The sequence below is a fragment of the Flavobacterium sp. KMS genome, assembly GCF_000813005.1.
GTDB lineage: Bacteria > Bacteroidota > Bacteroidia > Flavobacteriales > Flavobacteriaceae > Flavobacterium.
In genome coordinates this window covers 80,447-107,445 of record NZ_JSYP01000007.1, presented here as the reverse complement: position 1 = coordinate 107,445, position 26,999 = coordinate 80,447, and the positions used below count along the sequence as shown (strand labels likewise).

At 32.8% G+C, this 26,999-nt stretch carries 27 protein-coding genes; 17 read left to right on the top strand and 10 right to left on the bottom strand.

The genetic code is table 11. The features are described from left to right. Positions 1 to 47 precede the first annotated feature (47 nt). The 4 genes from OA93_RS08840 (at position 48) to OA93_RS08825 (ending at position 7,611) form a co-directional block, all read left to right on the top strand. A complete protein-coding gene (locus OA93_RS08840) occupies positions 48 to 3,152 on the top strand; it encodes a TonB-dependent receptor (RefSeq protein WP_039112814.1) in 3,105 nt (1,034 codons plus the stop codon). Positions 3,153 to 3,173: 21 nt separating this feature from the next. Next, positions 3,174 to 4,865, top strand: coding sequence for a RagB/SusD family nutrient uptake outer membrane protein (locus tag OA93_RS08835; protein WP_039112813.1), 1,692 nt, complete (start codon positions 3,174 to 3,176; stop codon positions 4,863 to 4,865). Between the two features lie 117 nt (positions 4,866 to 4,982). Continuing rightward, positions 4,983 to 5,888, top strand: a complete 906-nt coding sequence (locus OA93_RS08830) for a carbohydrate kinase (protein ID WP_039112811.1) — start codon at positions 4,983 to 4,985, stop codon at positions 5,886 to 5,888. A 445-nt stretch (positions 5,889 to 6,333) separates the two neighbouring features. After that, positions 6,334 to 7,611 carry a RidA family protein gene (locus tag OA93_RS08825; RefSeq protein ID WP_039112810.1) on the top strand — a complete coding sequence of 426 codons (1,278 nt, stop codon included), beginning with the start codon at positions 6,334 to 6,336 and terminating at the stop codon, positions 7,609 to 7,611. A gap of 155 nt (positions 7,612 to 7,766) precedes the next feature. Here the strand turns inward: OA93_RS08825 and OA93_RS08820 are convergent, their stop codons facing one another. Beyond that, entirely contained in the window at positions 7,767 to 9,707 is a 1,941-nt protein-coding gene (locus OA93_RS08820; RefSeq protein ID WP_039112809.1) for an oleate hydratase, read from the bottom strand. Positions 9,708 to 9,970: 263 nt separating this feature from the next. On the opposite strand from OA93_RS08820, the gene OA93_RS08815 reads away from it, so the two are divergent. The 12 genes from OA93_RS08815 (at position 9,971) to OA93_RS08760 (ending at position 18,570) form a co-directional block, all read left to right on the top strand. Next, a complete protein-coding gene (locus OA93_RS08815) occupies positions 9,971 to 10,198 on the top strand; it encodes a TolC family protein (RefSeq protein ID WP_039112808.1) in 228 nt (75 codons plus the stop codon). A gap of 241 nt (positions 10,199 to 10,439) precedes the next feature. Next, entirely contained in the window at positions 10,440 to 11,678 is a 1,239-nt protein-coding gene (locus tag OA93_RS08810) for a hypothetical protein (protein ID WP_039112807.1), read from the top strand. Then, the gene (locus OA93_RS08805; protein ID WP_039112806.1) at positions 11,669 to 12,700 is read left to right on the top strand and encodes a hypothetical protein; all 1,032 of its coding nucleotides are present in this window, start codon (positions 11,669 to 11,671) and stop codon (positions 12,698 to 12,700) included. The genes OA93_RS08810 and OA93_RS08805 overlap by 10 nt, the downstream gene beginning before the upstream one ends. Positions 12,701 to 13,032: 332 nt before the next feature. Next, entirely contained in the window at positions 13,033 to 13,599 is a 567-nt protein-coding gene (locus OA93_RS08800) for a Crp/Fnr family transcriptional regulator (protein ID WP_205625774.1), read from the top strand. A 275-nt stretch (positions 13,600 to 13,874) separates the two neighbouring features. Next, positions 13,875 to 14,165, top strand: coding sequence for a GNAT family N-acetyltransferase (locus tag OA93_RS08795; RefSeq protein ID WP_039112804.1), 291 nt, complete (start codon positions 13,875 to 13,877; stop codon positions 14,163 to 14,165). A gap of 7 nt (positions 14,166 to 14,172) precedes the next feature. Then, complete coding sequence (locus OA93_RS08790; RefSeq protein WP_039112803.1) at positions 14,173 to 15,048, top strand: pirin family protein; 876 nt, start codon at positions 14,173 to 14,175, stop codon at positions 15,046 to 15,048. Between the two features lie 30 nt (positions 15,049 to 15,078). After that, a complete protein-coding gene (locus OA93_RS08785) occupies positions 15,079 to 15,603 on the top strand; it encodes a YceI family protein (RefSeq protein WP_052259411.1) in 525 nt (174 codons plus the stop codon). A 40-nt stretch (positions 15,604 to 15,643) separates the two neighbouring features. Then, positions 15,644 to 16,282 carry an isochorismatase family protein gene (locus tag OA93_RS08780; RefSeq protein ID WP_039112802.1) on the top strand — a complete coding sequence of 213 codons (639 nt, stop codon included), beginning with the start codon at positions 15,644 to 15,646 and terminating at the stop codon, positions 16,280 to 16,282. Between the two features lie 55 nt (positions 16,283 to 16,337). Next, positions 16,338 to 16,976, top strand: coding sequence for a hydrolase (locus OA93_RS08775; RefSeq protein ID WP_039112801.1), 639 nt, complete (start codon positions 16,338 to 16,340; stop codon positions 16,974 to 16,976). A gap of 108 nt (positions 16,977 to 17,084) precedes the next feature. Then, positions 17,085 to 17,387: a hypothetical protein gene (locus OA93_RS08770; RefSeq protein WP_039112800.1), complete on the top strand. Its 303-nt coding sequence runs from the start codon at positions 17,085 to 17,087 to the stop codon at positions 17,385 to 17,387. Between the two features lie 240 nt (positions 17,388 to 17,627). Then, positions 17,628 to 18,104 carry an SRPBCC domain-containing protein gene (locus OA93_RS08765; protein ID WP_039112799.1) on the top strand — a complete coding sequence of 159 codons (477 nt, stop codon included), beginning with the start codon at positions 17,628 to 17,630 and terminating at the stop codon, positions 18,102 to 18,104. A 4-nt stretch (positions 18,105 to 18,108) separates the two neighbouring features. Further along, positions 18,109 to 18,570 (top strand): SRPBCC domain-containing protein, encoded by a 462-nt coding sequence (locus tag OA93_RS08760; protein WP_039112798.1) that lies wholly within the window; start codon positions 18,109 to 18,111, stop codon positions 18,568 to 18,570. 78 nt (positions 18,571 to 18,648) lie between these two features. On the opposite strand, the gene OA93_RS08755 is transcribed toward OA93_RS08760, so the two are convergent. After that, positions 18,649 to 19,224, bottom strand: a complete 576-nt coding sequence (locus tag OA93_RS08755; protein ID WP_039112797.1) for a hypothetical protein — start codon at positions 19,222 to 19,224, stop codon at positions 18,649 to 18,651. A 78-nt stretch (positions 19,225 to 19,302) separates the two neighbouring features. Here OA93_RS08755 and OA93_RS08750 point away from each other — a divergent pair, with 78 nt between their 5' ends. Next, a complete protein-coding gene (locus tag OA93_RS08750) occupies positions 19,303 to 19,956 on the top strand; it encodes a M15 family metallopeptidase (RefSeq protein ID WP_039112795.1) in 654 nt (217 codons plus the stop codon). Between the two features lies 1 nt (position 19,957). Here OA93_RS08750 and OA93_RS08745 read toward each other — a convergent pair whose 3' ends face one another. From OA93_RS08745 to tsaD, 8 genes are all read right to left on the bottom strand, one after another. Further along, positions 19,958 to 20,524 (bottom strand): hypothetical protein, encoded by a 567-nt coding sequence (locus OA93_RS08745; protein WP_039112794.1) that lies wholly within the window; start codon positions 20,522 to 20,524, stop codon positions 19,958 to 19,960. A gap of 4 nt (positions 20,525 to 20,528) precedes the next feature. Next, positions 20,529 to 21,707 carry a class I SAM-dependent methyltransferase gene (locus tag OA93_RS08740; RefSeq protein WP_039112793.1) on the bottom strand — a complete coding sequence of 393 codons (1,179 nt, stop codon included), beginning with the start codon at positions 21,705 to 21,707 and terminating at the stop codon, positions 20,529 to 20,531. A 2-nt stretch (positions 21,708 to 21,709) separates the two neighbouring features. Continuing rightward, entirely contained in the window at positions 21,710 to 22,801 is a 1,092-nt protein-coding gene (locus OA93_RS08735) for an AI-2E family transporter (RefSeq protein WP_039112792.1), read from the bottom strand. Positions 22,802 to 22,929: 128 nt separating this feature from the next. Further along, positions 22,930 to 23,886, bottom strand: a complete 957-nt coding sequence (locus tag OA93_RS08730; RefSeq protein ID WP_039112790.1) for a zinc metalloprotease — start codon at positions 23,884 to 23,886, stop codon at positions 22,930 to 22,932. Positions 23,887 to 24,044: 158 nt separating this feature from the next. Beyond that, entirely contained in the window at positions 24,045 to 24,539 is a 495-nt protein-coding gene (locus OA93_RS08725; RefSeq protein ID WP_039112789.1) for a TrmH family RNA methyltransferase, read from the bottom strand. 10 nt (positions 24,540 to 24,549) lie between these two features. Beyond that, positions 24,550 to 25,188 carry a DUF4159 domain-containing protein gene (locus OA93_RS08720; protein WP_039112787.1) on the bottom strand — a complete coding sequence of 213 codons (639 nt, stop codon included), beginning with the start codon at positions 25,186 to 25,188 and terminating at the stop codon, positions 24,550 to 24,552. Positions 25,189 to 25,259: 71 nt separating this feature from the next. Further along, complete coding sequence (locus OA93_RS08715) at positions 25,260 to 25,973, bottom strand: 16S rRNA (uracil(1498)-N(3))-methyltransferase (RefSeq protein WP_039112786.1); 714 nt, start codon at positions 25,971 to 25,973, stop codon at positions 25,260 to 25,262. Positions 25,974 to 25,976: 3 nt separating this feature from the next. Then, entirely contained in the window at positions 25,977 to 26,999 is a 1,023-nt protein-coding gene (gene tsaD / locus OA93_RS08710) for a tRNA (adenosine(37)-N6)-threonylcarbamoyltransferase complex transferase subunit TsaD (RefSeq protein ID WP_039112785.1), read from the bottom strand.

The following is a 26,999-nucleotide window of genomic DNA, read 5'->3' as shown; positions in this document are numbered from 1 at the left end:
TAATTAGCCAATTAAAGATAGAATAACTAAAAACTAAACCACTAACTATGAAAAATAAAATCATATATTTTCTATTTTTCTTCTTTCACATGCTGGTGATGACAGCACAGGAAAGCGGGATTAAAGGAACAGTAATTTCATCTGATGATGGAATGCCGCTCCCGGGAGCAACTGTAATTGTTTCAGGTACAAATACCAGTACAATAACAGATTTTGACGGAAATTTTTCTTTTGGGAAGATTAATTCAGATGCTGTAATTGTTATTTCTTTTATCGGATATGCACCACAATCCATTTCCGTAAAGGATCAAAAAACATTAAATATAACTTTAAAAGTTGATAGCAATCAACTTAATGAAGTTGTTGTAACAGGATATTCAAAACAAAAGAAAACGGATATTACCGGAGCTGTTGCGGTTGTAAACATGAAGGAAGTCATGAAACAACCGGAACCCAACCCAATAAAAGCGCTACAAGGAAGAGTAGCGGGGGTAAAAATTACGTCTGACGGTTCGCCGAGCGGAGGAAACACTAAAGTAGTGATTCGCGGTGTAGGAACTTTAAACAACACCGATCCTTTGTATGTTATTGACGGGATGCCCACTAAATCCGGAATGCACGAGTTAAATCCAAATGATATTGAAACGATTCAGGTTTTAAAAGATGCTTCTTCAGCTAGTATTTATGGTTCTCGCGCTTCAAACGGTGTAATTATCATTACGACCAAAAAAGGAAAAGAAGGTAAAATGAGAATTAATTTTAGTACTTATACTTCTATTTCTAATTATTCGAGAAAGCTTGATGTATTGAATGCTAATCAATTTGGTCAGGCCTTATGGCAGGCAAATATCAACGACGGATTAAACCCGAACAACAATAATTTACGCTATCAGTTTGACTGGTCAGTAAATAATAACAAACCACAATTAAACAAAGTTTTGATTCCAGAATATTTAGATGCTGCTCAGACGCTGAAAGCTTCGGATACAGATTGGTACGATGCAATTTCGCAAACAGGAATTGCAAATTCATATGATTTATCAGTTTCAAACGCATCAGACAAAGGAAGTTATGTTTTCTCTTTGGGATATTATGGAAATGATGGTGTTGTAAAAACAACCGATTTTGAAAGAATTTCTGCAAGAATGAATGGTTCTTATAAATATTTTGACGGAAAACTGGTTATTGGAGAAAATTTCTCCATGACCCGTACCAACGAAGTTACAGATCCCTTAGTTTTAGATCCTGCGCTTCGTGCCTTACCCATAATTCCAGTACATACTGTTGACGGAAAAGGATGGGGAGGTCCAGTTGGTGGAATGAATGACAGACAAAATCCAGTTCGCATTTTAGAATATAATAAAGATAATAAATACGATTATTTGCGTCTTTTCGGAAATATGTATGCCGATTTAGAGATTATCAAAAACCTTCATATTAAGAGTAGTTTTGGTATCGATTACGGGTTTTATAAAAAACGCACTTTGCAAAGAAGTTACCAATCAGGTTATTTGCAAAACGATCAGACATCAGTTACAATTGATGAGTCGGTAAGCGACAAATGGACATGGACTAATACTGCAATTTATAGTTTGAAATTTGGAAAAAGTAACCTGAATTTAATGGCAGGAACGGAGATGTACAAAGATGTTTATGACACAACTACTTTGCGCAAAAATGATTTTTTGATTGAAACACCAGATTATATGTATCCTGATGCAGGAACAGGAGAATCGTTTACAAGCGGAACATCGACAGCATATTCTTTGTTATCTTTCTTCGGAAAAGTTGATTATGAATTTGATAACCGTTATTTACTTTCGGCTACTATTCGTCGTGACGGATCATCTCGTTTTGGTAAAAACAATCAATTCGGAACTTTTCCCGCAGTTTCAGCAGGATGGAGAATCAGCAATGAAAATTTTATCAAAAATAATGCGCCTGTTTTCTCTGATTTAAAATTACGCGCAGGATGGGGACAAACAGGAAATCAGGAAATCAGTAATACTGCTGTTTATAGTTTGTACTTAGCTAGCTATGCAGGCGGAAGCCCAACATGGGCAACGTCTTATGGTACTGCTTATGATATTGCAGGAAACGGAAACGGATTACTTCCGTCTGGTTTTATTGCAACTCAGTCAGGAAATGATGATTTAAAATGGGAAACTACTACGCAAACCAATATTGGTTTAGATTTTGGATTATTCAAACAAAAATTAAGCGGCTCTGTAGATTATTACATCAAAAAAACAGATGATATTTTGGTTTTACCAGCTTATTTAGGTGTAATTGGCGAAGGAGGAAATCGTTGGGTAAACGGTGCTTCGATGCAAAATGAAGGATGGGAATTTACTTTAGGATACCATGACGAAACATCATTTGGATTAAAATATGATATCTCAGCAAATATTTCTACTAATAAAAACAAGATTACAAAATTACCAGACGAAGTAAGAAATAACTACGGAGGGGACGGATTGGATGATAATATTTTAGGACGACCAATCAATTCCATGTACGGTTATGTTACTGACGGATTGTTTAAAAGTCAGGACGAAGTAGATAATTCAGCCTATCAGGAAGGAAAAGGCCTAGGAAGAATTCGTTACAAAGATTTAAACGGAGACGGAGTTATTACAGATAAGGATCGTACCTGGATAGGAAATCCAAACCCAGGTTTATTGTATGGTTTTAATTTAGGGCTAGGGTATAAAAATTGGGATTTTACTACTTTCTGGGAAGGAGCAAGTAATGTTGATGTGATTAATGATACCAAGTATCAAACTGATTTCTGGAGCGTAGATGATGTAGGTTCTAACAAAGGAACTCGTTTGTTAAACGCTTGGTCTGTAGATAATCCAAATTCTACTATTCCGGCATTAACAACCGTAGATAGAAATGCAGAGTCTAGATTTTCAACTTATTATGTAGAAAACGGAAGCTATCTTAAACTTCGTGTCTTACAATTTGGATACAGTTTGCCGAAAGATTTATTAAAAAAAATGAATTTTGACAGTTTTAGGTTTTATATCAGCGGGCAAAATTTATTAATCATTGATGCTAAAAGTTTTACTGGTGTAGATCCAGAAAATGCAAGATTTGGATATCCACAGCCAACGACTTTTACTGCTGGTCTTAATTTTACTTTATAATAAAAGATTAAATCAAAAAACATGAAAAAGATATTATATATAACAGGTTTTTTAATACTGGGAATGTTTGCTTCCTGTTCAGATTTTCTGGAGAATGATCCTCGTGGAGTACTGTCAGAGGAAGATATTGTTACGCCAACAACTGTCGAAGGATTTATGAATGCTGCTTATGCACAATTAGGGAATGACCATTATGATTCGCCATACAGTTTATGGCCTTTTGGGAATGTTCGGTCAGATGATGCATACAAAGGCGGAAGCGGTACAAATGATCTTCAGGATTTTCACTTTTTTGAAGTCTCTAATAATATCAGACCAGATTTTGCTGAACTGGACAATTTTTGGTACATCAGTTATGTCGGAGTTTCAAGGGCTAATAAAGCTTTGAAAGCATTGGAGAAAATTTCAGAGGCAGATTATCCGTTGAAAAAAACACGAATGGCAGAAATGCGCTTCTTGAGAGGACATTTTTATTTTATGCTGAAAATTATGTTCCGAAGCGTTCCTTATATCACAGAAGATATTCCGATTGAAAATTATAAAACCATCTCAAACAAAGTACTTTCAAACGAAGAGCTTTGGAATAAAATTGCCGAAGATTTTCAGGCTGCAGCCACTGCTTTACCAGAAATACAGCCACAAGTGGGGCGTGCGACTCAAAAAGCGGCTTATGCCTATTTAGCCAAGACTCGTTTGTATCAGGCCTATACACAAGATGAAACCTATAAGGTTACAGGGATTAACCAACAGCATTTGCAAGAAGTAATCGCAGCTACAGATAAAGTAATAGGAAAAGCGAGTTTAGAACCTGATTTTGCCAATAACTTTTTACCAGGAGCTTTTGAAAATGGAGCAGAATCAATTTTTTCGATTCAATTTTCTGATAACGATGGAACTTTATACGGAAGATTAAATTTTTCAGATGTGCTTTCTACTCCGCAAGGTTTAGGATGTTGCGATTTTCATAAACCAAGCCAGAACCTAGTAAATGCTTTTAAAACAGGAATGAATGGTTTACCTGAGTTTGATACATATAACGATCAGGATTTTGATTATAAAGATAGAGATGCCAATACGGTTGACCCCAGATTATATCATACAGTTGCAATGCCAGGTCTGCCATATAAATACGATCCTGAATTTTTATACGTAGAAGCCTGGGTACGATCTCCAGGAACGTATGGTTATTTTGCCTCATTAAAAGAAAACGTAGCACCAAGTTGTAGTTGTGTGGTCAATATTGATCCGTTTTATGGAAACTCAAAAAACAGAATACAAATTCGTTATGCTGATGTAATCTTAATGCGTGCTGAAGCCCTGATTGAATTAGGAAGACAATCAGAAGCTTTGCCATTAGTCAATCAAATCAGGGAACGAGCAGCTCAAAGTACAGGAAGACTTCCGTATGCAAAAAACTTTAAGATCAACACTTATGTAGACGGAAGCAATTGCAATTGGACACAAGATTTTGCCCGTAAAGCATTGCGTTGGGAACGTCGTTTAGAACTGGCGATGGAAGGAAATCGTTTCTTTGATTTAGTGCGCTGGGGTGTAACTGATGAAGTGATGAATAAATTTTATACAGAAGAAAAAACAAAACGTACCTATTATCAGGATGCTTTTTTTGATGCACATAAAGAAGAGTATTGCCCAATTCCGTTAAAGCAAATTAATTTCAGTCAGGGATTGTACAAACAAAATCCAGGATATTAATTAATTTTTGGCATAAAGAATTATTGGAAGTTAATAACTACAAGGGCAAATTTTTTTTGGTTGAGTAATCTAAAGAAATTTCCAATAAAAACAATATTAATATAAAATGATTTTAGAATGAATAACGGAAAAATTCTTAAGGCAGTAGCCTATGGAGAGGTGCTTTGGGATGTTTTTGACAATGAAAAAAAGATTGGTGGAGCGCCTCTTAATGTCGCTTTGCGCATGAAAACATTAGGTTGTGATGTAGCCATGATTAGTTGTACAGGAAAAGATAATGATGGAGAAGCGATTATCAATCAAGTCAAAAGTCTGGGACTTGAAACGGATGCGATTATGCAATCTGAAAATTTTCCAACCGGATTGGTAAATGTTACATTAAACGAGCGTGGTTCTGCTACTTATGATATTGCCTATCCATCGGCCTGGGATAAAATCGTATTGAATGATTTGGCTAAAAAAATAGTAGCTGATGCTGATGTGTTAATTTACGGTAGTTTGGTTTGCAGAGACGAAGTATCGAGAAGGTCTCTTGAAGAACTGTTACAAACAAAAGTCTATAAAGTTTTTGATGTTAATTTAAGAAAGCCACATTATTCTTATGAGATTTTGGAGCAATTAATGTATTCAGCGAATCTTATAAAGTTTAATGATGAAGAATTGTTAGAGATTACTGCAGCGATGGAGTCGCCTTTTACAAGTTTGGAAGACAATATGCATTTTATCGCAGAAAAAACAAATGTTACTGCAATGTGTGTAACTAAGGGTAAACACGGTGCATTGTTAATGTGGGAAGCAAAACTCTATGAAAATGGAGGTTATCCTGTTGAAGTAGCAGATACAGTGGGAGCAGGTGACTCATTTTTAGCTGCATTAACCACCTCATTACTTACTGGAAAAGAACCTCAGGCAGCTATAGATTTTGCCTGTGCAGTTGGAGCTTTAGTGGCCGAGGCACCAGGAGCAAATCCAGATATTTCATATTCTAAACTTGAAAATATGATTTTCAAGTTTAAAGTATAACATTTTAAAGTAGAATTTAATTGTTGAATGTTTTTCAATACTCTAAACAAGGTTTTCAATGCAGAAATCAAAACATGATGTTACAACTAGATCACTTTACATCTAGTAAAAGGTTCGAATCCTTCTGCCTTCACACAGAAAACCACTCAAGCGAGTGGTTTTTTTATTGGAAATAAACGAGCGTATAGTTCATTCAGATAGAGTATTCCGATTTCTAATCCCGATTAATTAGTTTTTCATTGATTCACTTTTTCTACTTTCTAAAAAAAAAGAAGCTATAGATATTTATCCATTATTGAAAGCCTCAGAATTCTGTGTTTGCAAGAAAGTCTTATGACTATATTTTTATGTCTTGCTGTGAATGATTTTAAATTGGAATCAGAATAATTTTGATTTAGCTAAAATTTTAAAGCTAAATTATTAATTAGATAAACATATAGACAAAATGATTTCAAATAAAGTAAATTCATTGTTAGCAAGGAATACTGAAAATGCTCCAAAAAGTATTGGTCCATATTCACAAACAGTTGCTTTTTCTCATTACAATAATCTTTCGGCTCAATTACCAATTGATCCAAAATCGGGCAAATTGGTAGCTGGTGGTGTAAAAGAACAAGCTGAACAGTGTTTTAAAAATATCAAGGCAATTCTAGAGAGCATCCACCATGTTATGAGTGATGTGGTTAGAATCTCTGTATTTGTTACCAATATTAAAGACATTGCTGTTGTAGATGAGGTTTATAAAACATTCTTCCCAACTTATGTTCCTACACGAACTGTAATAGCTGTTGCGGCTTTACCTATGGATGCATTGGTACAAATTGAAGCACTTGTTTCAAACGGTGAGGGGACAATTCCAAATGCGCCACAAGCAGGCAATCTTATTAAGCTTGCCAATAACACAGCAAATGCACCAATATGTACTTTATCTACACAAACGGTGTCATTTTCTCATTACAATAATCTTTCGGCTCAATTACCGATTGATCCAAAAACGGGTAGAGTGGTAGTAGGCGGTGTAAAAGAGCAAGCGGGACAATGCTTAAAAAATATTAAATCAATTTTAGAAAGTATCGATGTTCCTTTTGATGATATTGTCAAAATTAATATCTTCCTTAAAAACCTTTCGGATATTGAAGCTGTAAATGAAGTTTACACAACATTTTTCCCAGACTCGGCTATTGCCAGAGCTGTAGCTTATGTTCCTGCACGTACAATAGTCGCAGTTTCAGCTTTACCTATGGATGCTTTGGTACAAATTGAAGCAGTAGTGTCACACGGTGATGGTACACCTCCACAAGCTATTGAAGATAGACATGGAATCGTCATTAAGGCAAACAATACCGAAAATGCACCAAAGTGTCCTTTGTCTACACAAACGGTAGCATTTTCTCATTACAATCATATTTCAGCTCAATTACCTTTGGATCCAAAATCGGGTAAATTGGTAGCTGGCGGTGTAAAAGAGCAAGCAGGACAGTGCTTAAAAAATATTAAAGCAATTCTAGAAAGCATCGACCATGTTATGGACGATGTGGTTAAAGTAAATCTCTTTCTTAAAAACATCGAAGACATTGAAGCTGTAGATGAAGTTTATGCAACCTTCTTCCCAAAAGGTATTCCTGCACGAAGAACTGTTGGTGTATCAGCTTTGCTTAAAGATGCGTTAGTCCAAATTGATGTAGTTGTAGCAAATGCAGAAGGAACTCCTCCAAAAGCATAACAGAGATTTATTTTATAAAAACACGTGCTCACCCGAAAGACCTTCTTGATTAAAATTGGGTGGGTTTAAGGTTCGAATCCTACCGTGATCACAAAAAAATCCTCAAAATTTTTGATTTTGAGGATTTCTGTTTTATTATGAGTTTCAAATGACTATTAGCCTTTTACGCCTTTTAACCAATCTTTGAATTTGCTTACTTGTTCTGTTATAAAAGACTCATGTTCTTCCTCTTCTTCTTCAGTAACAGGTAAGATGTGTTCAAAATAAGTTCCTTTTAGTACTTTTCGCAATATGCTTTCTCCTAAAAATGGTTTATTGTCATTTAGTGTTTTTGTCGCTTTTAGCAAATGACGAATATCGTATTGCAAAGGATTGATATCGGGCACTTGTTTGTTTAAATTCAATAATTCGTAAACGGCTATTCTTGCTGTTCTTACAGAACTTTCCATTGTAAAAACTACATCATTGTTGGTTTCTACAAACTGTCCTATTAACCCCAGGTTTTTGCATCCTTCTGGTACTACTCTTGGACGGTCACCTTTGGCTCTAGGCATAAACATCGAAGTAATATAGGGCATAAAAGCTGTACGTACGATGGTGTTTTTAATAACATTATCTAACTCATCGATAATACCTGTATGGTAACATAATTCAGCAAGAATTTCATCTCCTGTACATTGTGGCATTTTCTTTTTAATGTAGTTTCCTTCCTTGTCCATAAACAATGCATAAACCCAAAGTACTAAAATATCATCTGGTTGCTCAGGGAAATGAGGTTGTCTGTTGCAAGTAAAACTCATTAACCAATTAGAATCTGTAATAGTAATAATTCCTCCGGTAACTGTTTTTCCTGAATATGGATCATTTACAGAATACTCTTTTAGTTTTTCTACTAATGCAGAAGGCTTACAAGTTAAAGTAACTGATTCCCAAGATGATTTTTCGATATTACTACAGAATTTTTCTGGATTACCAAAAACGTTAGATTTTGCAGCAAGATTCTTCCATAGTTTCCATCCTCCACTTTTTCCACTAGTATTGTTGTCTATAGTTATGATAGGAGCTTTTTTGTTATCACCATAAAAGGTGTCTTCTGTCATAGATCCTGTAGTTACAATTACATAATCATCTTTCTCAACTGGGATAATGACTTCTTTACCGTCTTTTTCTGTAATAATTCCTTTTACTACTTTTCCATCGGTATTGATATGAATATCGAGGTCGTTTATGAGTGTATTAAATTGAATACTAACTCCTTTTTCTTGTAGAAACTTGCGCAAAGGTGTTACAAAGGTGTCGTATTGATTGTATTTTGGAAATACTAAAGATGATAAGTCGTTCAATCCATCAATAGCATGGAGGAAACGATGCATATAAAGTTTTAACTCAAGTAAGCTGTGCCAGTTCTCAAAGGCAAACATGGTACGCCAGAATGTCCAGAAGTTACTACTTAAGAAAGATTCACTAAAATAGCCTTCAATGGTTATATCGTCTAGTTCTTCTTTTTTCTTTAGCAAAAGTTTGATAATGGCCAACTGGTCTTTTTTGTTTAGACCGAATTTGCTAAAATCTTTTATTTCGCCTTTGTTATGTATAAGTCTAGCTTTGGAATAATTAGAGTCATTGTCGTTTATTAAACGGTATTCATCCAGAACAGTATATGGAGCAGGCATTTCTAGAGCTGGAATGTCTTGGAATATATCCCAAAGGTTTTCATAAGTCATATCCATTTCCCGACCACCTCTAATGATGTAACCATCTTTAGGATTTCCGGCACCATCTAGTGAGCCTCCATCAATAGGTAATTGTTCTAGAAATATGATGTTTTTGGCAGGAACTTGTCCGTCACGAATAAAGTAATAGGCAGTTGCCATACCAGCTATTCCGCTACCTATAATGTAGACTTTACTGTCTTTATAGGATTTTGTAGGTATTCCTATGTTACGTTGATAGTTTCCAATTTGATCTGAAAACGGCATGGACTTTTCTGGAGTATTACGTTGCTGCTCTTTGCTAGAATCGGGTTCATGATTTACTTTCTCTTTTTCTGTAGATGCATTCAAAACTTTATCGAATTTAGATGTGATTCCTTTCATTTGATTGTTATTTTAAGAATCAAATAAAGTTAAGTATTTTCTCCTAAAAGACAATGTGAAATAAGGTTTCTCTTTCGTTAAATTTAAGCTTCTCTTCTTTTCGAACAGAACATAATCGGGCGTTTTACAAAGTCAGCCTAGGATTTGATTAATCTGATTGATGTAGAAAGGATTAGTGGTATATCTGCCTATTTTGGATAGTCGTCTTTTATTTTATCCATCTATCGACGATAACTTTAAACATTTCTTTGTATGCTTATGAGATGGCAGTTGAAAAAGAAGATTCGAGAGAGAAACAAATTGAAGCATTGATAAAATCAGTTGACTTTGCACAACAACTTTTAGAATACAGTTCGGCTACCAATTATACAGATGTACTGACTTCTGAACAAAATCTTTTGGCAGCACAATTGAGCGGAGTAAATGATAATTTACAAAAGTTACAGGCTGTTGTAGACTTGTATTGCGCTTTAGGAGGTGGTTGGAAATAAGCAATTAATGTAATAATATAATAAAGGTCAAAATACAAACCCGCTAATTTAGCGGGTTTTGTTTTTTGTAAATGGTCTTAACAGTATCGTTTTTCTGACAAGAATTGTTTAAAGATTATCCTTTTTTATAAATAATAAAAATAAATTTTTATTTAAAAAATAATAAAAGATATTTGCACCCATTAGATTTTTAAATCTAATATCCCAAAGACTAAAAACAATTTTAATTAACCTACAAGCAATGATTACAAACATCAAGAGGTGGCTCTATGCCAGCTTACTACTTACTGGTTTTCTTATATCTACAAGTTGTGATAAGGATGACCAATCTACGGCTTATGAAGCCAACTATTTGCCAAGCATTGATGCAACAAATTTACAACCAGGTAATCGAGCTATGACTATGTTTGAAGACGACGAAAGTCCTTCAAAAATGTATGACAAAAAAGATCGTTGGTTTCGAGTAAATCAACCAATGCAAGTAATACAAAAAGGAAAAGATTCTGTACAAATTTCTCTTTACTCTCCTGTTGGACTTACAGATGTAAGAATCTATGCAAAATTGCCTAATTATGATAAGCGATTCTTAATTTATAATTTTAGTAAAGTTCCAGCTTTTCATCGTTCGTTTCACCAACTTCCTTTGGTTGCTGGCAAAAATGATTATTTATTAGAAAGTGGTAATGCGGTAACAATTGATAAAATTGATGGTTTCTCTTCTGGAGCAATCGAATTTTCAGTAGAATCTAGCGATCCATTATTTGCAAAATTCAAAAAGATTAAGTCTTCACATTTAGTTCAATTTAACGATTGGTATCATCTTAGTGGTGATGCGTCTTATGTGTACTTACCTATGAATCCTGTTTTGGCTAAAGAAGCAATAGCAATGATTATCAACTATTCGTATGCTTTAAGTCATCCAATATATTATGACACTTTTATTAATTTTGACAGATACAAGCAAGAACAAGCTGCTCAAGCTGGTACAGCAATAAATGGAGCTACTTATTGGCATGGAAATGTTGATGATGTTGGTGGTGCTTATGATTATCTTTCTAAAGCTGAAATAGAGAAAATATATTGGAATTATCTTGATAGCAGAACTGTTGATATGGCAATGGTAGGCGGAGGATCTGCTTGGGGTGGCGGAGCTTTGGCTTCTCAATGGGAGTCAAGTTATGTAACTGGACACTGGAAAGGTGATATGTCGGTTTGGTCACACGAATATTCACATCATATCGGTTTTAGCCATAGTAGTAATTTAGCCAATAGTGGCGAAGGTGGGGGACAACAAGAGATGTTGACTCATTTTTACAAATACTTGATTTACCTAAACGATCTTCCTTTTACAGATCCAGATGTTTTAAAAGGATATACTAAAACAAACTACTTAACAGGAACTTACAAAAAACCTGTTTTTAAAATTGATCCCAAAAATCCATTCTTAATAAAATATAAAGGAGACGGAAAATGGAATTAACACCTAAAACTACAATGAATAAAATAGCTTTTTTTATACTACTGCTTTGCATTTTTACAAACTGCAGTAAGGATTCTTTTGAGGGGGCTTCTCCTAATCATAGTTATTATTATCCTACTGACGAAGCATCAATTACTGTAAGTCAAATTGGAGACGGAAAAGGGACATTTAACCCTAAAGGTATCGCTGTAGCAAATGACAAATTGTATGTTTGTAATGGTGATGTACTTGATATTTTTAACGCTCAAACATTGGCTCATATAAAAACAATTGCAAATTATACTAAAGGAAGTACCACTATTCCGCTAACGCAACTTTCTTCGGTATGTGTAGATAATGGCAGAATTTATATTGGTAGTGTCGAGTCTAGACTTTTTGTTATAGATGAAGTTACAAATGCAGGGATTAGTACAGTAGGAAACGGTCAATGGTGGAAAACTTTTGTGCACGTTTTTGGAGTTGTAGTAAAAGACGGATTAGTATTCGTTAAAGAAAAAGAAACGAGTATTAAAGTTTTTGAGACATCGCAAATTACGGATAAAAGCGATTGGAATTTAGCTCCTATGGCCAAGTTAAATACTTTAAAAGGTTATGATGAGGTATATTCAATGGATGTTGCAGATGGAAATCTAGTTGTAGCAGGAAGAAATGCAAAGGGGTATTTATATTACAATATTGCAGGTATTCGTGCCAATGGAGCGGCTTCGCTTACAGTTCCTATACAAGCTACAGTAATCCCGTTTGGAGAGGCAAAACCTCTTGCACTTGCTATTAGTGCAGATTGGGCTATTACCTCAGAAAATGTTAAGGATTTAAATTATTTGCGTATTTATCCTAGAAGAGAATTTATGGACAAGATTTACAATCCAAGAGTAAATGCTTCGGATGTTATGGGACAAAATAATTTTGGAACTATTGTAAGTACAGCACAACTTAATGACCGTCTTTTTTTATCGGATAATACAAACCAAAAAATTAGGGTTATTAAACTTAACCAATCTGCAATTACAGAACAAAGATAATAACGATTGTAATATTTTTTTATTGAAAATATTCATATTTAAGCCCACTCAATCGAGTGGGCTTTTTTGTTTTATCTAATATTTTAATCTTTAATTGGAATGCTTAGAAGATTTAATTTTTTTTGATTTTAGAAGAAATGATGTGTAAAGATTAGTTAAAACAGAGAATGCCTAAAACCTGAAATATTACCTCTGTCCCTATTGTTATGGAGTTACTTTCTTAAATTAAACTAGGTATTATTTATAAGTCTTTATCATTTTAATTAATTTTGTATACATTCACTTTACAAATTAATCTCTTTATACAAATGCTGGAACAATTTAAAAAATATATGCTAAGTAATACTGATATATCAGAGGAACAGTATAAAGAGTTAGAGCATTTGGTACATTCTCTTAAAATAAAAAAAGGAACAATTTTATTAAAAGAAAATCAAATTTGCGATAGAGCATTCTTTGTGTGTAAAGGTCTGTTACGTTCCTATACTGTAGATGAAATGGGAAAGGATCATATTATCCAGTTTGCTTCAGAAAATTGGTGGATTGCAGACAGGAGCAGTTTTTACTTTGATGAGCCATCAGATTTATTTATTGATGTAATTGAAGATGCAGAGATAATTTATATCCAAAAGGAGTTTCTTAAAAATGCTGAGAAAATCTCTGTAAATTTTGTTTCTTTTAATACCCTCGCTTTGCAAAAAAATATTCGCCAGATGCAGAAAAGAATAAATTATTTATTGGCAGCCACCGCTGAGAAAAAATATTTAGATTTTATAGAAACGCATCGCGAAATTACCTTTAGATTACCACTTCAAATGATTGCTTCTTATCTTGGCATTACCCCCGAAAGTTTGAGTAGAGTCCGAAAAGAACTAGCCAGAAAAAACTTCAAGTACTAAGTTATTCAGTACAGACTCCATAATAGTTGTTATTAATAATTATTGTTAATACAATAACATCTTCATAATATTTTTTAGGCTCAGAGCCGATTCTTTACAATAGAGAGTATTTGTTTCAAATTAAACTTTGAAGCACTATACTGTCATATTTCTGTGTTTTTATAAGTTGATAATCATTGATTTATATTTTTATCCTCCCTTTTTATATTTCTTATCATAGATCAAGTACTTAGTTTTTTATCCTCACTAATTTTACAATACTAAAAAACTAGATCATGGAATACACAGTTATAAATAACGAAAAAGACAAACGTTTTGAGATTCATTTAGATGGAAAAATAGCGTTTGAACAATACAAATTGTTTGATGGCGGTATTGCTTATATCCATACAGAAGTTCCACCCGAATTAGGAGGAAGAGGCATAGCTGCTTATATCGCTAAATATGTTTTGGATTATGCAGAAGAGAATCATCTTAAAGTAAAACCTTATTGTCCATACATAAAAGCCTATATCGATAAGCATCCTGAATATCAGGCAAACTCATTGTTTCATAATAAAGAATAACATTAAAATGAAAACAAAAAAAATAGAACAAGTATTAACACCGCCTGCACCACATATGGTAGGAGACGGGTTTAGAGTACATAATTTTATTCCTTACGGAAAAGGGATGAGCATGGAGAGAATGAGTCCATTTATAATGATGGATTATAACTCTAAATTTTATTTTTCGCCAACAGATGAGTTAAGAGGTGTTGGAGTACATCCTCATAGAGGTTTTGAAACAGTTACGATTGCCTACAAAGGGAAAGTAGCACATCATGACAGTTCTGGAAACAGTGGTGTAATTGGTGAAGGAGATGTACAATGGATGACTGCTGCTTCTGGAATTTTACATAAAGAATATCACGAAGAGCAGTTTAGCAAAGAAGGAGGTGATTTTCAGATGGTACAGCTTTGGGTAAATCTTCCAGCCAAGGATAAAATGACAAAACCCAAATATCAGGGGATTATTAATAGCGAAATCAATAAGCATAAACTGCCTAACAACGATGGTATTATAGAAGTTATTGCAGGTGAATATAATGGTACTCCAGGAACAGCCACAACATTTACTCCTGTGAATTTGTTTAATGCAAAATTGAACAAAGGAGCTACTACAACTTTTAATTTCCCTGCTAATCACAACTCAGCACTTTTAGTGATAGAGGGAAGTATTAGGGTTAATGATAGTGGAAATGTACCTGCAGATAATTTTTTGCTTTTTGCAAATGAAGGCGAAGAATTTACAATTAAAGCATCTGAAGATTCAATAGTGTTGATATTGAGTGGGGAACCGATAAATGAGCCAATAGTTGCTCATGGGCCTTTTGTTATGAATACCCAGGAAGAAATCATTCAGGCATTCGATGATGTAAATATGGGAAGGTTCGGGTATTTAGAGTAATTAATAGATTAAGAATTAAATAATAAGAATATGGAAAATCAAACAATATGGCGAAATGATCATGAGCATTCAAGACTTGGCTTTACGGTAACACATATGATGATTAATGATATTGTAGGTCAGTTTAACAATTTTGATTTGACGGTAGTAACGACCAAATCAGATTTTAGTGATGCCTCTTTTGAATTATCAGCAGAAATAAATTCGGTGTTTACAAATTCAGAAGGAAGAGACGAAGATTTACGCGGTCCCAATTTTTTTGATGCGGAAAAATATCCTACTCTAAATTTTAAAAGTAATGCGATAAAAGAAAGCAGCAAAGATAATTATAAAGTTACTGGCAATCTTAGTATGCATGGTTTTACAAAAGAAGTTACGGTAGATTTTATTTATCGAGGAACAATGCTTAATCCGAATTCGAACAAAATCACATCTGGATTTCAGGTTTTGGCAACGTTAAAACGTTCTGATTTTAAAGTAGGGTTGATTTTACCTTTTGATGGACTTAAGGACGATGTACTAATAAAAATGGATGGAGAATTTCCAAAGGAATAAATTAAGATAAACATAATAATAACAAATAAACTTAAAAAACATGTCAGTAGTAACTAGAATAAATTCAGACGAAGTAGTAATCTTACTTATCGATCATCAAAGTGGTTTGTTTCAAACCGTAAAAGACATTGATGTTACCTCATTGCGTAACAATGTAACCACATTAGCTAAAATTGCAGCGATAGAAAATATTCCTGTAATAACAACAGCTTCTGAGCCTAATGGACCTAATGGACCGTTAATGCCAGAAATTCATAAATATGCTCCACATGCTGTTTATGTGCCTCGTAATGGTGAAATTAATGCTTGGGATACGCCAGCATTTGTTGAAGCAGTAAAAAAAACAGGTAAGAAAAAAATAATTATTGGAGGTGTATTAACTAGCGTATGTGTAGCTTTTCCTTCTATCTCGGCAGTAACAGAAGGTTATGAAGTATTTGCTGTCATTGATGCTTCTGGCGATATGAGTCCTTTATCATCACAAACAACACTTGCCAGATTAACACTTGCAGGAGTAGTTCCAATCACAACAACAGCTGTTTGTAGCGAAATTCAAAAAACATGGAATCGTCCAGATGCTTTACAATTTGCAGAAGCGTATTCAGCGGTTATGCCAAATTATCAGGCAGTAATCGAAAGTTTCTTAAAAGCAGAAAGCATAGGAACATCTAAAAAGTAAAGAGATTGTAATAGGCAGTAATAATAAATTAAGATTAACATAAAAAATAGAAATTATGAGCAGTTTACCAATTCGTGATCAGAAAAGCGATCATCTGTTAACACCAGAAAATGCAGCATTAATCATTATCGATTATCAACCAGTACAAGTCAATTCCATTGCTTCAATGGATAGACAGATACTTATTAATAATATTTGTGGTGTAGCCAAAATGGCTAAAGTTTATGATTTGCCGATTGTACTTTCGACGGTGAATGTAAAAACTGGATTTAATAAAGAAACAATTCCTCAATTAAAAAGAGAATTAGAAGGAATACCATCTTATGACAGAACCACTATAAATTCTTGGGAAGACAAAGAATTTTTAGAAGCTGTTAAAGCAACCGGAAAGAAAAAACTAATAATGACCGCTTTATGGACAGAGGCTTGCCTTTCTTTTCCTGCACTAGATGCTTTAAGAGAAGGCTATGATGTTTACTTAGTAGTTGATGCTGTAGGAGGAACTTCTTTAGAGGCGCATAATGCAGCATTAAGAAGAATGGAGCAAGCCGGAGCAATTCTGGTTAGTGCGCCACAATTATTTTGTGAATTGCAACGCGACTGGGGACGTTCTGAAACGGCTCAGGAATTTATGCAATTGTTTATTAAAACAGGAGGTACAGCAGGAATTCAGTTTTCTTATGATAGAGAATAATTCTTTTTATTTTTAATAAGCCTAAAACAGTATTACATTTTGTAATGCTGTTTTGGTGTTATAAATAAAGAGCTGAAATTAATTAAAATAAAGCTTAATTATAAAGAAATGGAAACGTACGATACACTTATAGAAGGAATAGATGCTTTGAGGGCTCAAGGTTATGTAGAAGATTTTAATTTAAAACAAAATTGTATTGAATGCCGAAACGGAAAATATAAAATCTTTCATGAGGAGTTTGTAATTAACAAATCATTTCATTTTGATGTAAATGAAGATCCTTCAGATCAGTCCATTTTGTATGCTATAGAATCGGAAAAGTATAATTTGAAAGGAATACTAATAAATGGCTATGGAATTTATTCAGATGACATTACAAATGAAATGCTGAATAAATTAAAGACAATCTAAAGTATCAATAAAAGAGAATTTGTTTTTAGATTATAATTTTGAAATATAAAGCGGATAACTGTTAGATTGTTTGGATAATTTTAGTTTAAAAATAAAATTTTAACTCAAGAAGATTAAGTTAAACGTTAATATGTCTTAATTAACCCTGTAAAAGTCTATTTTACGCCCTATTAATTGTAAATGAGATTGTTAACTTTGTTTAGTTCAAATGAGGTTTTAATTTTTTAAACAATTAATATCATGGATAATCAAGATTTTAATGCAACTTTTTTGGTAGACCAAACTCCCAAAGAAGTATTTGATGCTATTATGAAAGTTCGGAGTTGGTGGTCGGAAGATTTTAAAGGAGATTCACAAAAGCTTAATGATGAATTTGAAGTTCGTTTTGGAGATGTTCATTATTCCAAACAAAAAATAGTTGAGTTAATACCCGAAAAAAAGATTGTTTGGCTCGTTACGGCCAGTCAATTGAGTTTCCTCAAAAATAAATCAGAATGGAATGATACTAAAATTGTTTTTGAAATCTCTAGAGAAAATGATAAAACAAAAATTCAGTTTACTCATTTAGGATTAGTGCCAAAAATAGAATGTTTTGGCGATTGCTCAAATGGATGGAATCTATTCTTAAAGAATAGTTTATTGAGTTTGATAACTACTGGTAAAGGAAATCTGAATGTATTGAATCGGGAAATAGAAGATAAATCAATTAAAAAATAATATCATGGATAATCAAGATTTTACCACAAGTATTTTGGTAGACCAAAGTCCCAAAGAAGCATTTGATGCTATAACGAATGTTAGAGGATGGTGGTCGGAAGAAATAGAAGGAGGTACAGCAAAACTAGGTGATGTATTTAAGTACCATTATAAAGACGTTCATATTTGTAAAATGAAATTAATAGAAGTTATTCCTAACAAAAAAATAGTTTGGGATGTCTTAGAAAATGATTTTAATTTTACTACAGATAAAAGCGAATGGGTAGGTACAAAAGTTATTTTTGAAATTAATCAGAAAGACAATAAAACGGAAGTTCGTTTAACACATCAAGGCTTAGTTCCAGATTATGAATGTTACGATATCTGCTTTAACGCCTGGACCAATTACATACAAAATAGTTTATACAATTTAATTACTACAGGTAAAGGACAACCAAATTTAAAAGAAGAAGTAGAAAGTAAGTAATTTAAAAGAATTAGTTTTCCAGTAAAAAGTAAAATAAAAACGGAACCGTTACTGGCTCCGTTTTTTTGTTGAATACTATTAGTTGAGAGTTCTCGTTTGCATATATTTTAGTGTTTTTAAAATGCTAGGAATATCTTTTGTGCGTGATTCTGTCCAAAAATATTTATCCTTATGATTTGTGTTTTTTACTGCAATCGTAAAAGTTTGAGTAGCATTATAAACGTCAAATTTAAATTGAATTTCTTTAGTGCTATGGATATATTTTACTGTCTTTTTTGTTCCGGCAGGATTTGATAAATTAGGAATTACATAACTTTCAAACCAATCAATTAATACAGGAAGTTCATCAATACCTATCCATGCGGTTTCTTTGGTATATTGGTCTTGTTTGTTCTGATATTCTTTTGTAATAAAAGTACTTTCAACTTCTATTCCGCTTACTTTTTTTTGATTTTGATTCAAATCAATAATCTCCACTGGATAAAATGATACCGTTTCTCCGAGTCCAGATTTAAAAATAGTCTTTTCACTTTCGACCAAATTAATTTGAACAGAACCTGCTTTTTCAATAAATTGAGAAGGTTCAGAATAGCTTATTTCTTGAGAGATTCCTAAAAACGGGAGGATAAATAATAACAAAGTAATTTTTTTCATAATGCACTGTTTTTGTTGATTTATTAATTGTCTATATTTACTTTTGAGAAAAATTGTACAATTTAAAATACCAATTTCATGCCAAAATTCAATAGAATTTTATTTTTCCTATTCTCTATTCTGGGAATAATTTCTTCAAATGCTCAAAATGAGTCATATGCAAGCGAAACCAATCAGGTAATTGCAGATACTACTTTTGTTAATTTAAAAGATTATAGTAACGATTTTGTGTATGATATGAAATATGCTACAGAAGATAATTTTCTTAAAGCAAAAGTGTATGATTGTGCCGAATGTTTCTTGCGTTTAAAAACAGTAAAAGCACTAGTAGAAGCTAATAAAAGCTTTATGAAGAAAGGGTATAAAATCAAGTTGTTTGATTGTTACAGACCTCTATTTATCCAAAAAAGAATGTGGGAAATAGTTTCTAATCCTAAATATGTGGCTGATCCAAAAAAAGGCTCCATCCATAATAGAGGAGGAGCCGTAGATATTACTCTTGTAGACCGTAATGGTAAAGAGTTAGATATGGGAACTTCTTTTGATTTTTTTGGAAAAGAAGCCAGTCATAGCTATATAAATTTATCTGATACTATTAAAGCCAATCGCCTGTTGTTGAAAAAAATAATGATAAAACATAATTTTAATTCATTCGATTCAGAGTGGTGGCATTATAATTTAAAAGCAGGTTTAAACGATAAAGTTTCTAATACAAAATGGGATTGTAATTAGATTATTCGACACATCTTATATTATCAATAAAGAATGTTTCAGGTCGGTATGTTTTATCATTTAGTTCAGATGTGAATTCTTTTTTCATAACATAATCTTCAGTATCTGACAAGTATTTAATACGAATCATCGAGATAGGTGAAGTTTTTAAATCCTCAAAATTATCTTTTAAGAACATAAAAATACCTGGAGTAACGCGATTATCAAATCCTTTGTCATCACGAATTAATGTTCCGCAGTTTTCTTGGTCAATATGGATAAGTGTAACAATTTTTCCATTGCTTAATTGTAAAAATAATTTCGAATTCTTATCAAAGCAATTTGCGGCTGTAAACTCTTTACTTTTTTTAATCAATTGTACGTTAAGTGTTGGCAGACCATCTGTTTGTGCTAAAGAGAAAAAGATATAACTCGCAGTTCCTGCAAAGTTTTTTTCGGAAATCATGGTTTCTTTAGTCGATTTGTATGTTCCTATAGAATCGGTAACGTTTACAGTGTATTCACAATCTTTTTGTGCAAATAAATTAAAAGTTAATAAGAATAAAGTTAAAGTAATTAGTTGTTTCATTTTATTATATTTTTCTGCAAATTAAAACTATTTTATTATCATTTTTATCAGTTGTAAAAAAACAATACAAATTTCCGCCATCTTTTATTTTCCATTTTTTTCGGATGGTTTCTACACTATCAGGAAAATTTCTAGTAGTAATGTTTGCTTGTTTATTAGAAAGATGGAGTTTTATTTCGTTTTTAGAGTAAGGAATGGTTTCCAGAATCTCAAATGTTCTTCCAGGAAATGTAATTAAATCCGCCGAGGTATATAAGTGAGAGTGTTTATGTAGCTTATCTGTTTTATAAAACGTACTTACTTCGTCAAATCCTCCCGATTTCATAATTGCACTATTAGGCTCATACAAATATTTATGAGGTAAACTGTAGCTTACAAACTCAGGTTCTTCATTTAAAGCAAATTCAAAAGTTTCCGTTTTATCCTTTAATATATTAGCCGTTTTTAGCGTAATTTTCCCAGAATAGCCTTTATGAATTTCCCACAGTAATTCCTTAACCTCGTTATCGAGAGCAATTATATGAATGTTTTTTACATTTTTTAATTCCGAAAGACCTGCGGAAATATCTAATAAAGGAGCTGTTTTTATTAAAATAGAGTTAGAGTTTTCAAAGTAGAAATCTAACAAGTCAGGTACATTTGGCAAACAATCCTTTAGCATAAAAACTTTGCCTTTTGCATCATTTCGTCTGGAAGGATCTATATAAATCCAATCCCATTTTTGGTTTAGTTTTTTAAGAACATCAAAACTGTCTTCGGGATAACAAGTACAATTGTCAATTTTTAATTGCTTAAAATTATGTTGCACAATTGCCGATAAATTGGTGTTTATCTCGCAATGTGCTACATTTTTTATTTTTTTGGAGAAATAATAGTCATCTACACCAAAACCTCCGGTTAAGTCTATTAAGCTCTCACCCGAAACTAAATTGGCTTTATACAGAGCTGTTTTCTCTGATGAGGTTTGTTCAACCGAAATTTTACTTGGATAAATTATATTCTCGGTCGCAAACCAAGTTGGTAATTTATCCTTAGCTTTTGTTTTAGCCTCAATCTGATTCAAAATTGCAATCCATTCTATTTCTGGAAAAGGATTTTTTTGAAGTGCTAATTTTGAAATAGATTCATTTACTTTTTTATTTATAAAATCCTGAACAGAATTATGTAAAAGGGCTAAATTCAAGGTTATATTTTTTCGGTTAATACAATAACAACTTTATTGTTAGGAAAAAATTCTTTGGCAATAACTTTAAGGCAAGTATAAAATGGGATTGCAATAATCATTCCGACGATTCCAAAAGTTATTCCGCTAATTAAAGTAATTAAGAATATTTCCAGCGGGTGCGAATTTACGCTTTTTGAGGAAATAATAGGTTGGCTAACATTATTATCAATTGCCTGAACCAATAAAAATCCAATTACTATATATATAGTTTTAGGCAAAATTTCTGTTTGAAAATCTCCGCCAATTAAACTCAACATCGTTAATATAGCTGCAAGAATGGTTCCTATAATAGGTCCAACGTAAGGAATGATATTTAAGACAGCACATAAAAAAGCAATTACAAATGCATTCTGGCTACCAAAAATTATTAGCACAATAAAATAAAGAATAAATACAACTGTTAATTGAAGCAACAAGCCTACAAAATAGCGTGTTAGCAAATGATTTATTTTAGTAATCGAGTTTATAATTTTGTCTTCATTGTTATCAGGAAGTATTCTTTTTGCATTTTCTTTAAAAATGTTTTGATCCTTGATAAAGAAAAAAGTAATGAAGAAAACAGATACTAATCCCATTCCAAAACCTGCAAGCATGTTTAGGATTGAGTTTATAAAAGCCGTAAAATAACTAAAATCCAGTTTAGACGTTATTTCAGGTTTTTTTAAAAGTGCTTGTAAATCGAGATGTTGCAAGTTGAAATAATTTTCGAAATCACGTTCTATCAGCATAAATTGTTTTTGAAGACTATCAGTATCAAGAAGTGATAAATTATTAGCCTGAGATATTATTAACGGTACAAATAAAAGTATGAACCCAATCATTAATAATATAAAAAATACGATAGTAGTTATAGCTGCAAATGAACTATTAAATTTTAATTTTTCCTTCAGGAATTTCACAAAAGGGTTTGCTATTAAACACAGTATGAGAGAAACACACAAGTAAACAATCACAGTTTGTATTTGATATAAAAAATACAATATTAGCGATACTCCCAAAATAGTTGCGATAGCTCTTAAAATCCCGTTTGAAATTACTTTAGATGTAATCATAGTCTGTTTTTCTTTAGAGCATAAATATAGAAAAAAGCAGGGAAAGATTACATTTATAAAACAAAAAAAGCGAGATTTAATATCTCGCTTTTAATAATTATTAACCTGTTTAGTTATATGATTTAATATTAGATGCCAAAAGCAGCTCTAGGTCCACCAGTTAAGAAAATAGCAGCCATTTTGTTTTTTTGACCTGTTGTAAACATATACATTCCAGCATCGTCTGTATAATCCATGTAGTTCATAGTCATTTCTACAGGAGTTCCTGTACAAGTGCTATAATGAGGATATGCAGGTACACCATAGTTAGCAGTGTTATGAACTGGAGTATCAGCTACTTGGTCATTTCCGCAATTAGCATCTCCCCAAATATGACGTAAGTTCATCCAGTGACCCACTTCGTGAGTTCCAGTTCTTCCTAAGTTATAAGGAGCAGCACCAGATCCAGATAATCCGAAATATTGAGAATCAATTACAACTCCGTCTGTAGCATTAGATCCACCAGGAAATTGAGCATAACCTAATATTCCACCACCAATTTTACAAGCCCATAAGTTAAGCTTAGTAGTTGGAGATGTTGGGTTAAGACCACCAGAAGTAGTTTTTTTCATGGCATCATTAGTTCCCCATGAAGTTTTTGTTGTAGATTTTCTATTGATTTTTTCTAAAACAAAACTAATTCCAACATTAGCTTTTACTCCAGCAAATAATGCAGGAACGCTATTGTAATCAGAGTTAGCAGCATTGAAATCTTTGTTCAAGACATCAATTTGTGTTTGGATTTGTGCATCAGAAATATTTTCTGCAGCAGTTCTGTATAATACATTAACTACAACAGGAATTTGAACTTTTCCATTTACCAATTTACCAGTTAATATTTGGTTTTGTGTAAATGCTTCGATTTCATTCATTCTAATAGCCAGAGTAGGGTCGGCTTTTAATTGAGCTTCAAGAACATCTTGAGTTGCACAACCACGTTGAGTAATTGTTGCTGAAGCTTCTGGAGTAGTAGATTCTGATTGGTCGTTGTTTTGACACGAGAATAGCAGCAGCGCTGCAAATGCGGATAAAGCAATCTTTTTCATAATAGTTTGGGGTTTTGTTATAAAATTTTAGATTAGTTAATAATTAAAGCAATTTTATAACAAATATTCTAACAGACAAAATTTTATTATTATTTTGTTTGTCAGAATTTTAGAAACCCTTGCATAGCTTAGTTCTTACAAAAAAAGAGGTTTATTTTTTAAGATGTAAATTCATACAAAGCTATACTGGCAGCTTGTACAACATTCATGCTACTGTTTTTTCCAAACATATTAATATGAACTATTTGATTCGAAATTTTTAATAATTCTTCTGAAATTCCATTGATTTCACTTCCAATTATTAATGCGATTTTTTTATCGGAAGGTAGTATAACTTCTTTTAAAGGTTTGCTACTATTTGTAATTTCTAATGCAATGATTTCGCATTTTAAATCAACCAGATGAGTAACTAAATCTTGTGTTTCTTCAATTACTGTATATGGAATATGAAGATGGGTATTACGGGAAGTTTTATTGATTTTTCTTGGGTTAAGCGGAATATCTTTGCCTAAAAAAATAATATTTTCAACTCCAAAAGCTTCACTTATTCTAAAAAGTGAACCTATGTTCTGTTGAAAATAAATATGATCGCAAACTAATGTTATTGGGAAAGTCTTTCTTTCGAATTGTATTTCTTCGTGTGTTAATTGCACTTGACTTAAATTAATTGGTAAAGATATAATTGATAATGTTAGCACCCATTTTTAACGCTTTTTGACGTACTTCGAGAGGGTCGTTATGCACTTCGGCATCTTCCCAGCCATCACCAAGATCACACTGAAATGTATAAAGTAACACTAATTTATTTTCGATAAAAATCCCAAATGCCTGAGGTCTTTTCCCGTCGTGTTCGTGAATTTTTGGCAAACCAGCAGGAAAAAGAAACGGTTTCTGAAAAATAGCATGATTGGCAGGGAGTTCTACTAAATCATTGTTTGGGAATATTTTTTTTATCTCTTTTCGAATGTATTGATCCATTCCATAATTATCATCAATATGAAGAAATCCTCCACCGTATAAATAATTACGAAGATTAGTAACATCAGCATCACTAAAAACTACATTTCCATGTCCAGTCATGTGTACAAAAGGATAGGATAACAAGTCGGGATTGCTTGGTTCTACAGTTCCGGGTTTTGCTTTTATACGGGTATCAATATTAGCATTACAAAACTTGATTAAATTGGGTAATGAAGTAGGATTTGCATACCAATCACCACCACCACTATATTTTAGTAATGCAATTTCTTGCGAAAAAGAAGAAGCAGAAATGAGTAATAATAAATAAAATATTTTTTTCATAATAATAGTATAATTATGGGGCAATCCTTTATGCGCTTTTTTTCTCCTTCATCGAAATGACAAGATTATGTTTAATTAGGAACCTCATTAAAAAAAGCAACACTATGACAAGCTACCATTGCAGCAGTTTCAGTACGTAATCTTGTGTTTCCTAAAGATACTGGCTGAAAATTATTTTCGATAGCCAAAGCAATTTCTTTTTCCGAAAAGTCACCTTCAGGACCAATAAGTAATGTTACGTTCTCATTTGGTTTTAAAACTGATTTTAATGATTTTTTATCTGTTTCTTCACAATGCGCAATTAATTGTAAACCTTCGTTTTTGCGTTTTACAAATTCTTTAAATGAAATAGCTTCATTAAGTTTAGGAAGATACAATTCATTTGATTGTTTCATTGCCGATAAAATGATCTTTTCGAAACGCTCTATATTAATCACTTTACGTTCTGATCTATCGCAAATAATTGGAGTAATCTCATGAATACCTATTTCGGTAGCTTTTTCCAGAAACCATTCATAACGATCATTCATTTTGGTAGGAGCAACTGCAAGATGCAAACGGTATTTTGGATCTTGAGCTTTCTCAACAGAAATTATTTTGACAGTACATTTATTATCAGAAGCCAGTGTAATTTCGGTTTCAAATAAATAACCCAATCCATTTGTTACATGTAATATATCAGAATCTTTTTTTCGTAATACTTTTATAATGTGTTTACTTTCTTCTTTATCAAAAGAAAATTCCTGAGTTGTTTCGTCAATATTTGGGTTGTAAAATAATTGCATAGTTTAAAATTGTATTCGTGCTTTAGAAACAACAGCAGCTGTTTCAAATTGTTTTGATAAAAATTTTTGATAACCTACAATTCCAATCATTGCAGCATTATCGGTAGTGTATTCAAATTTCGGAATGTAAGTTTTCCAACCGTATTTTTGTTCGCTTTCTTTCAGTCTGTTTCTAATGCCCGAGTTAGCCGAAACACCACCGCCAATCGCAATTTGATTGATTCCAGTTTCTTTTACCGCCAATTTTAATTTATCCATTAAAATTTCGATAATTGTATATTGTATAGAAGCACAAATATCATTAAGATTCTCCTCGATGAAATTTGGGTTCTCTAGTTTTTTCTTCTGAATAAAATATAAAATAGCCGTTTTTAAACCAGAAAAACTAAAGTCTAATCCAGGTACTTTTGGTTTTGTAAATGCAAAAGCTTTTGGGTTTCCTAATTGTGCGTATTTATCTATTAGTGGCCCGCCAGGGTAGGGAAGTCCAAGAATCTTGGCACTTTTATCAAATGCTTCTCCAACGGCATCATCGGTAGTTTCTCCGATAATTTGTAAATCAAAATAGCCATTTACTTTAATAATCTGAGTATGACCACCACTTATTGTTAATGCTAAAAAAGGGAATGTAGGTTTGTCATAACCATCTTCATCAATAAAATGAGCTAATATATGCGCATGCATATGATTAACAGCAATTAAGGGAATTTGTAAAGCCAAAGACATCGATTTGCTAAAAGAACTTCCTACTAGCAATGACCCCATAAGTCCGGGACCTTGTGTAAATGCTATTGCAGATAATTGTTCTTTTTTTATATTTGCTTTGCGAAGAGCAGCATCAATCACAGGAACAATATTTTGTTGGTGAGCTCTAGACGCAAGTTCGGGTACTACACCGCCATATTGCGTATGTATCAGTTGGTTGGCAACAACATTTGACAGGACTTTATCGTTATGTAAAACAGCCGCTGCAGTATCATCACAAGAACTTTCGATAGCTAGAATAAAAACCTCAGGATTTTGCAT

Excerpts from the sequence above, each read along its gene's own strand:
- OA93_RS08730 (WP_039112790.1), bottom strand. The coding sequence starts at position 23,886 with ATGAAAAAGATTGCTTTATCCGCATTTGCAGCGCTGCTGCTATTCTCG.
- OA93_RS08770 (WP_039112800.1), top strand. The coding sequence starts at position 17,085 with ATGGAAACGTACGATACACTTATAGAAGGAATAGATGCTTTGAGGGCT.
- OA93_RS08715 (WP_039112786.1), bottom strand. The coding sequence starts at position 25,973 with ATGCAATTATTTTACAACCCAAATATTGACGAAACAACTCAGGAATTT.
- OA93_RS08820 (WP_039112809.1), bottom strand. The coding sequence starts at position 9,707 with ATGAAAGGAATCACATCTAAATTCGATAAAGTTTTGAATGCATCTACA.
- OA93_RS08805 (WP_039112806.1), top strand. The coding sequence starts at position 11,669 with ATGGAATTAACACCTAAAACTACAATGAATAAAATAGCTTTTTTTATA.
- tsaD (WP_039112785.1), bottom strand. The coding sequence starts at position 26,999 with ATGCAAAATCCTGAGGTTTTTATTCTAGCTATCGAAAGTTCTTGTGAT.
- OA93_RS08790 (WP_039112803.1), top strand. The coding sequence starts at position 14,173 with ATGAAAACAAAAAAAATAGAACAAGTATTAACACCGCCTGCACCACAT.
- OA93_RS08825 (WP_039112810.1), top strand. The coding sequence starts at position 6,334 with ATGATTTCAAATAAAGTAAATTCATTGTTAGCAAGGAATACTGAAAAT.
- OA93_RS08800 (WP_205625774.1), top strand. The coding sequence starts at position 13,033 with ATGCTAAGTAATACTGATATATCAGAGGAACAGTATAAAGAGTTAGAG.
- OA93_RS08735 (WP_039112792.1), bottom strand. The coding sequence starts at position 22,801 with ATGATTACATCTAAAGTAATTTCAAACGGGATTTTAAGAGCTATCGCA.
- OA93_RS08815 (WP_039112808.1), top strand. The coding sequence starts at position 9,971 with ATGGCAGTTGAAAAAGAAGATTCGAGAGAGAAACAAATTGAAGCATTG.
- OA93_RS08785 (WP_052259411.1), top strand. The coding sequence starts at position 15,079 with ATGGAAAATCAAACAATATGGCGAAATGATCATGAGCATTCAAGACTT.
- OA93_RS08765 (WP_039112799.1), top strand. The coding sequence starts at position 17,628 with ATGGATAATCAAGATTTTAATGCAACTTTTTTGGTAGACCAAACTCCC.
- OA93_RS08760 (WP_039112798.1), top strand. The coding sequence starts at position 18,109 with ATGGATAATCAAGATTTTACCACAAGTATTTTGGTAGACCAAAGTCCC.
- OA93_RS08830 (WP_039112811.1), top strand. The coding sequence starts at position 4,983 with ATGAATAACGGAAAAATTCTTAAGGCAGTAGCCTATGGAGAGGTGCTT.
- OA93_RS08750 (WP_039112795.1), top strand. The coding sequence starts at position 19,303 with ATGCCAAAATTCAATAGAATTTTATTTTTCCTATTCTCTATTCTGGGA.
- OA93_RS08810 (WP_039112807.1), top strand. The coding sequence starts at position 10,440 with ATGATTACAAACATCAAGAGGTGGCTCTATGCCAGCTTACTACTTACT.
- OA93_RS08835 (WP_039112813.1), top strand. The coding sequence starts at position 3,174 with ATGAAAAAGATATTATATATAACAGGTTTTTTAATACTGGGAATGTTT.
- OA93_RS08840 (WP_039112814.1), top strand. The coding sequence starts at position 48 with ATGAAAAATAAAATCATATATTTTCTATTTTTCTTCTTTCACATGCTG.
- OA93_RS08745 (WP_039112794.1), bottom strand. The coding sequence starts at position 20,524 with ATGAAACAACTAATTACTTTAACTTTATTCTTATTAACTTTTAATTTA.
- OA93_RS08755 (WP_039112797.1), bottom strand. The coding sequence starts at position 19,224 with ATGAAAAAAATTACTTTGTTATTATTTATCCTCCCGTTTTTAGGAATC.
- OA93_RS08795 (WP_039112804.1), top strand. The coding sequence starts at position 13,875 with ATGGAATACACAGTTATAAATAACGAAAAAGACAAACGTTTTGAGATT.
- OA93_RS08775 (WP_039112801.1), top strand. The coding sequence starts at position 16,338 with ATGAGCAGTTTACCAATTCGTGATCAGAAAAGCGATCATCTGTTAACA.
- OA93_RS08720 (WP_039112787.1), bottom strand. The coding sequence starts at position 25,188 with ATGAAAAAAATATTTTATTTATTATTACTCATTTCTGCTTCTTCTTTT.
- OA93_RS08780 (WP_039112802.1), top strand. The coding sequence starts at position 15,644 with ATGTCAGTAGTAACTAGAATAAATTCAGACGAAGTAGTAATCTTACTT.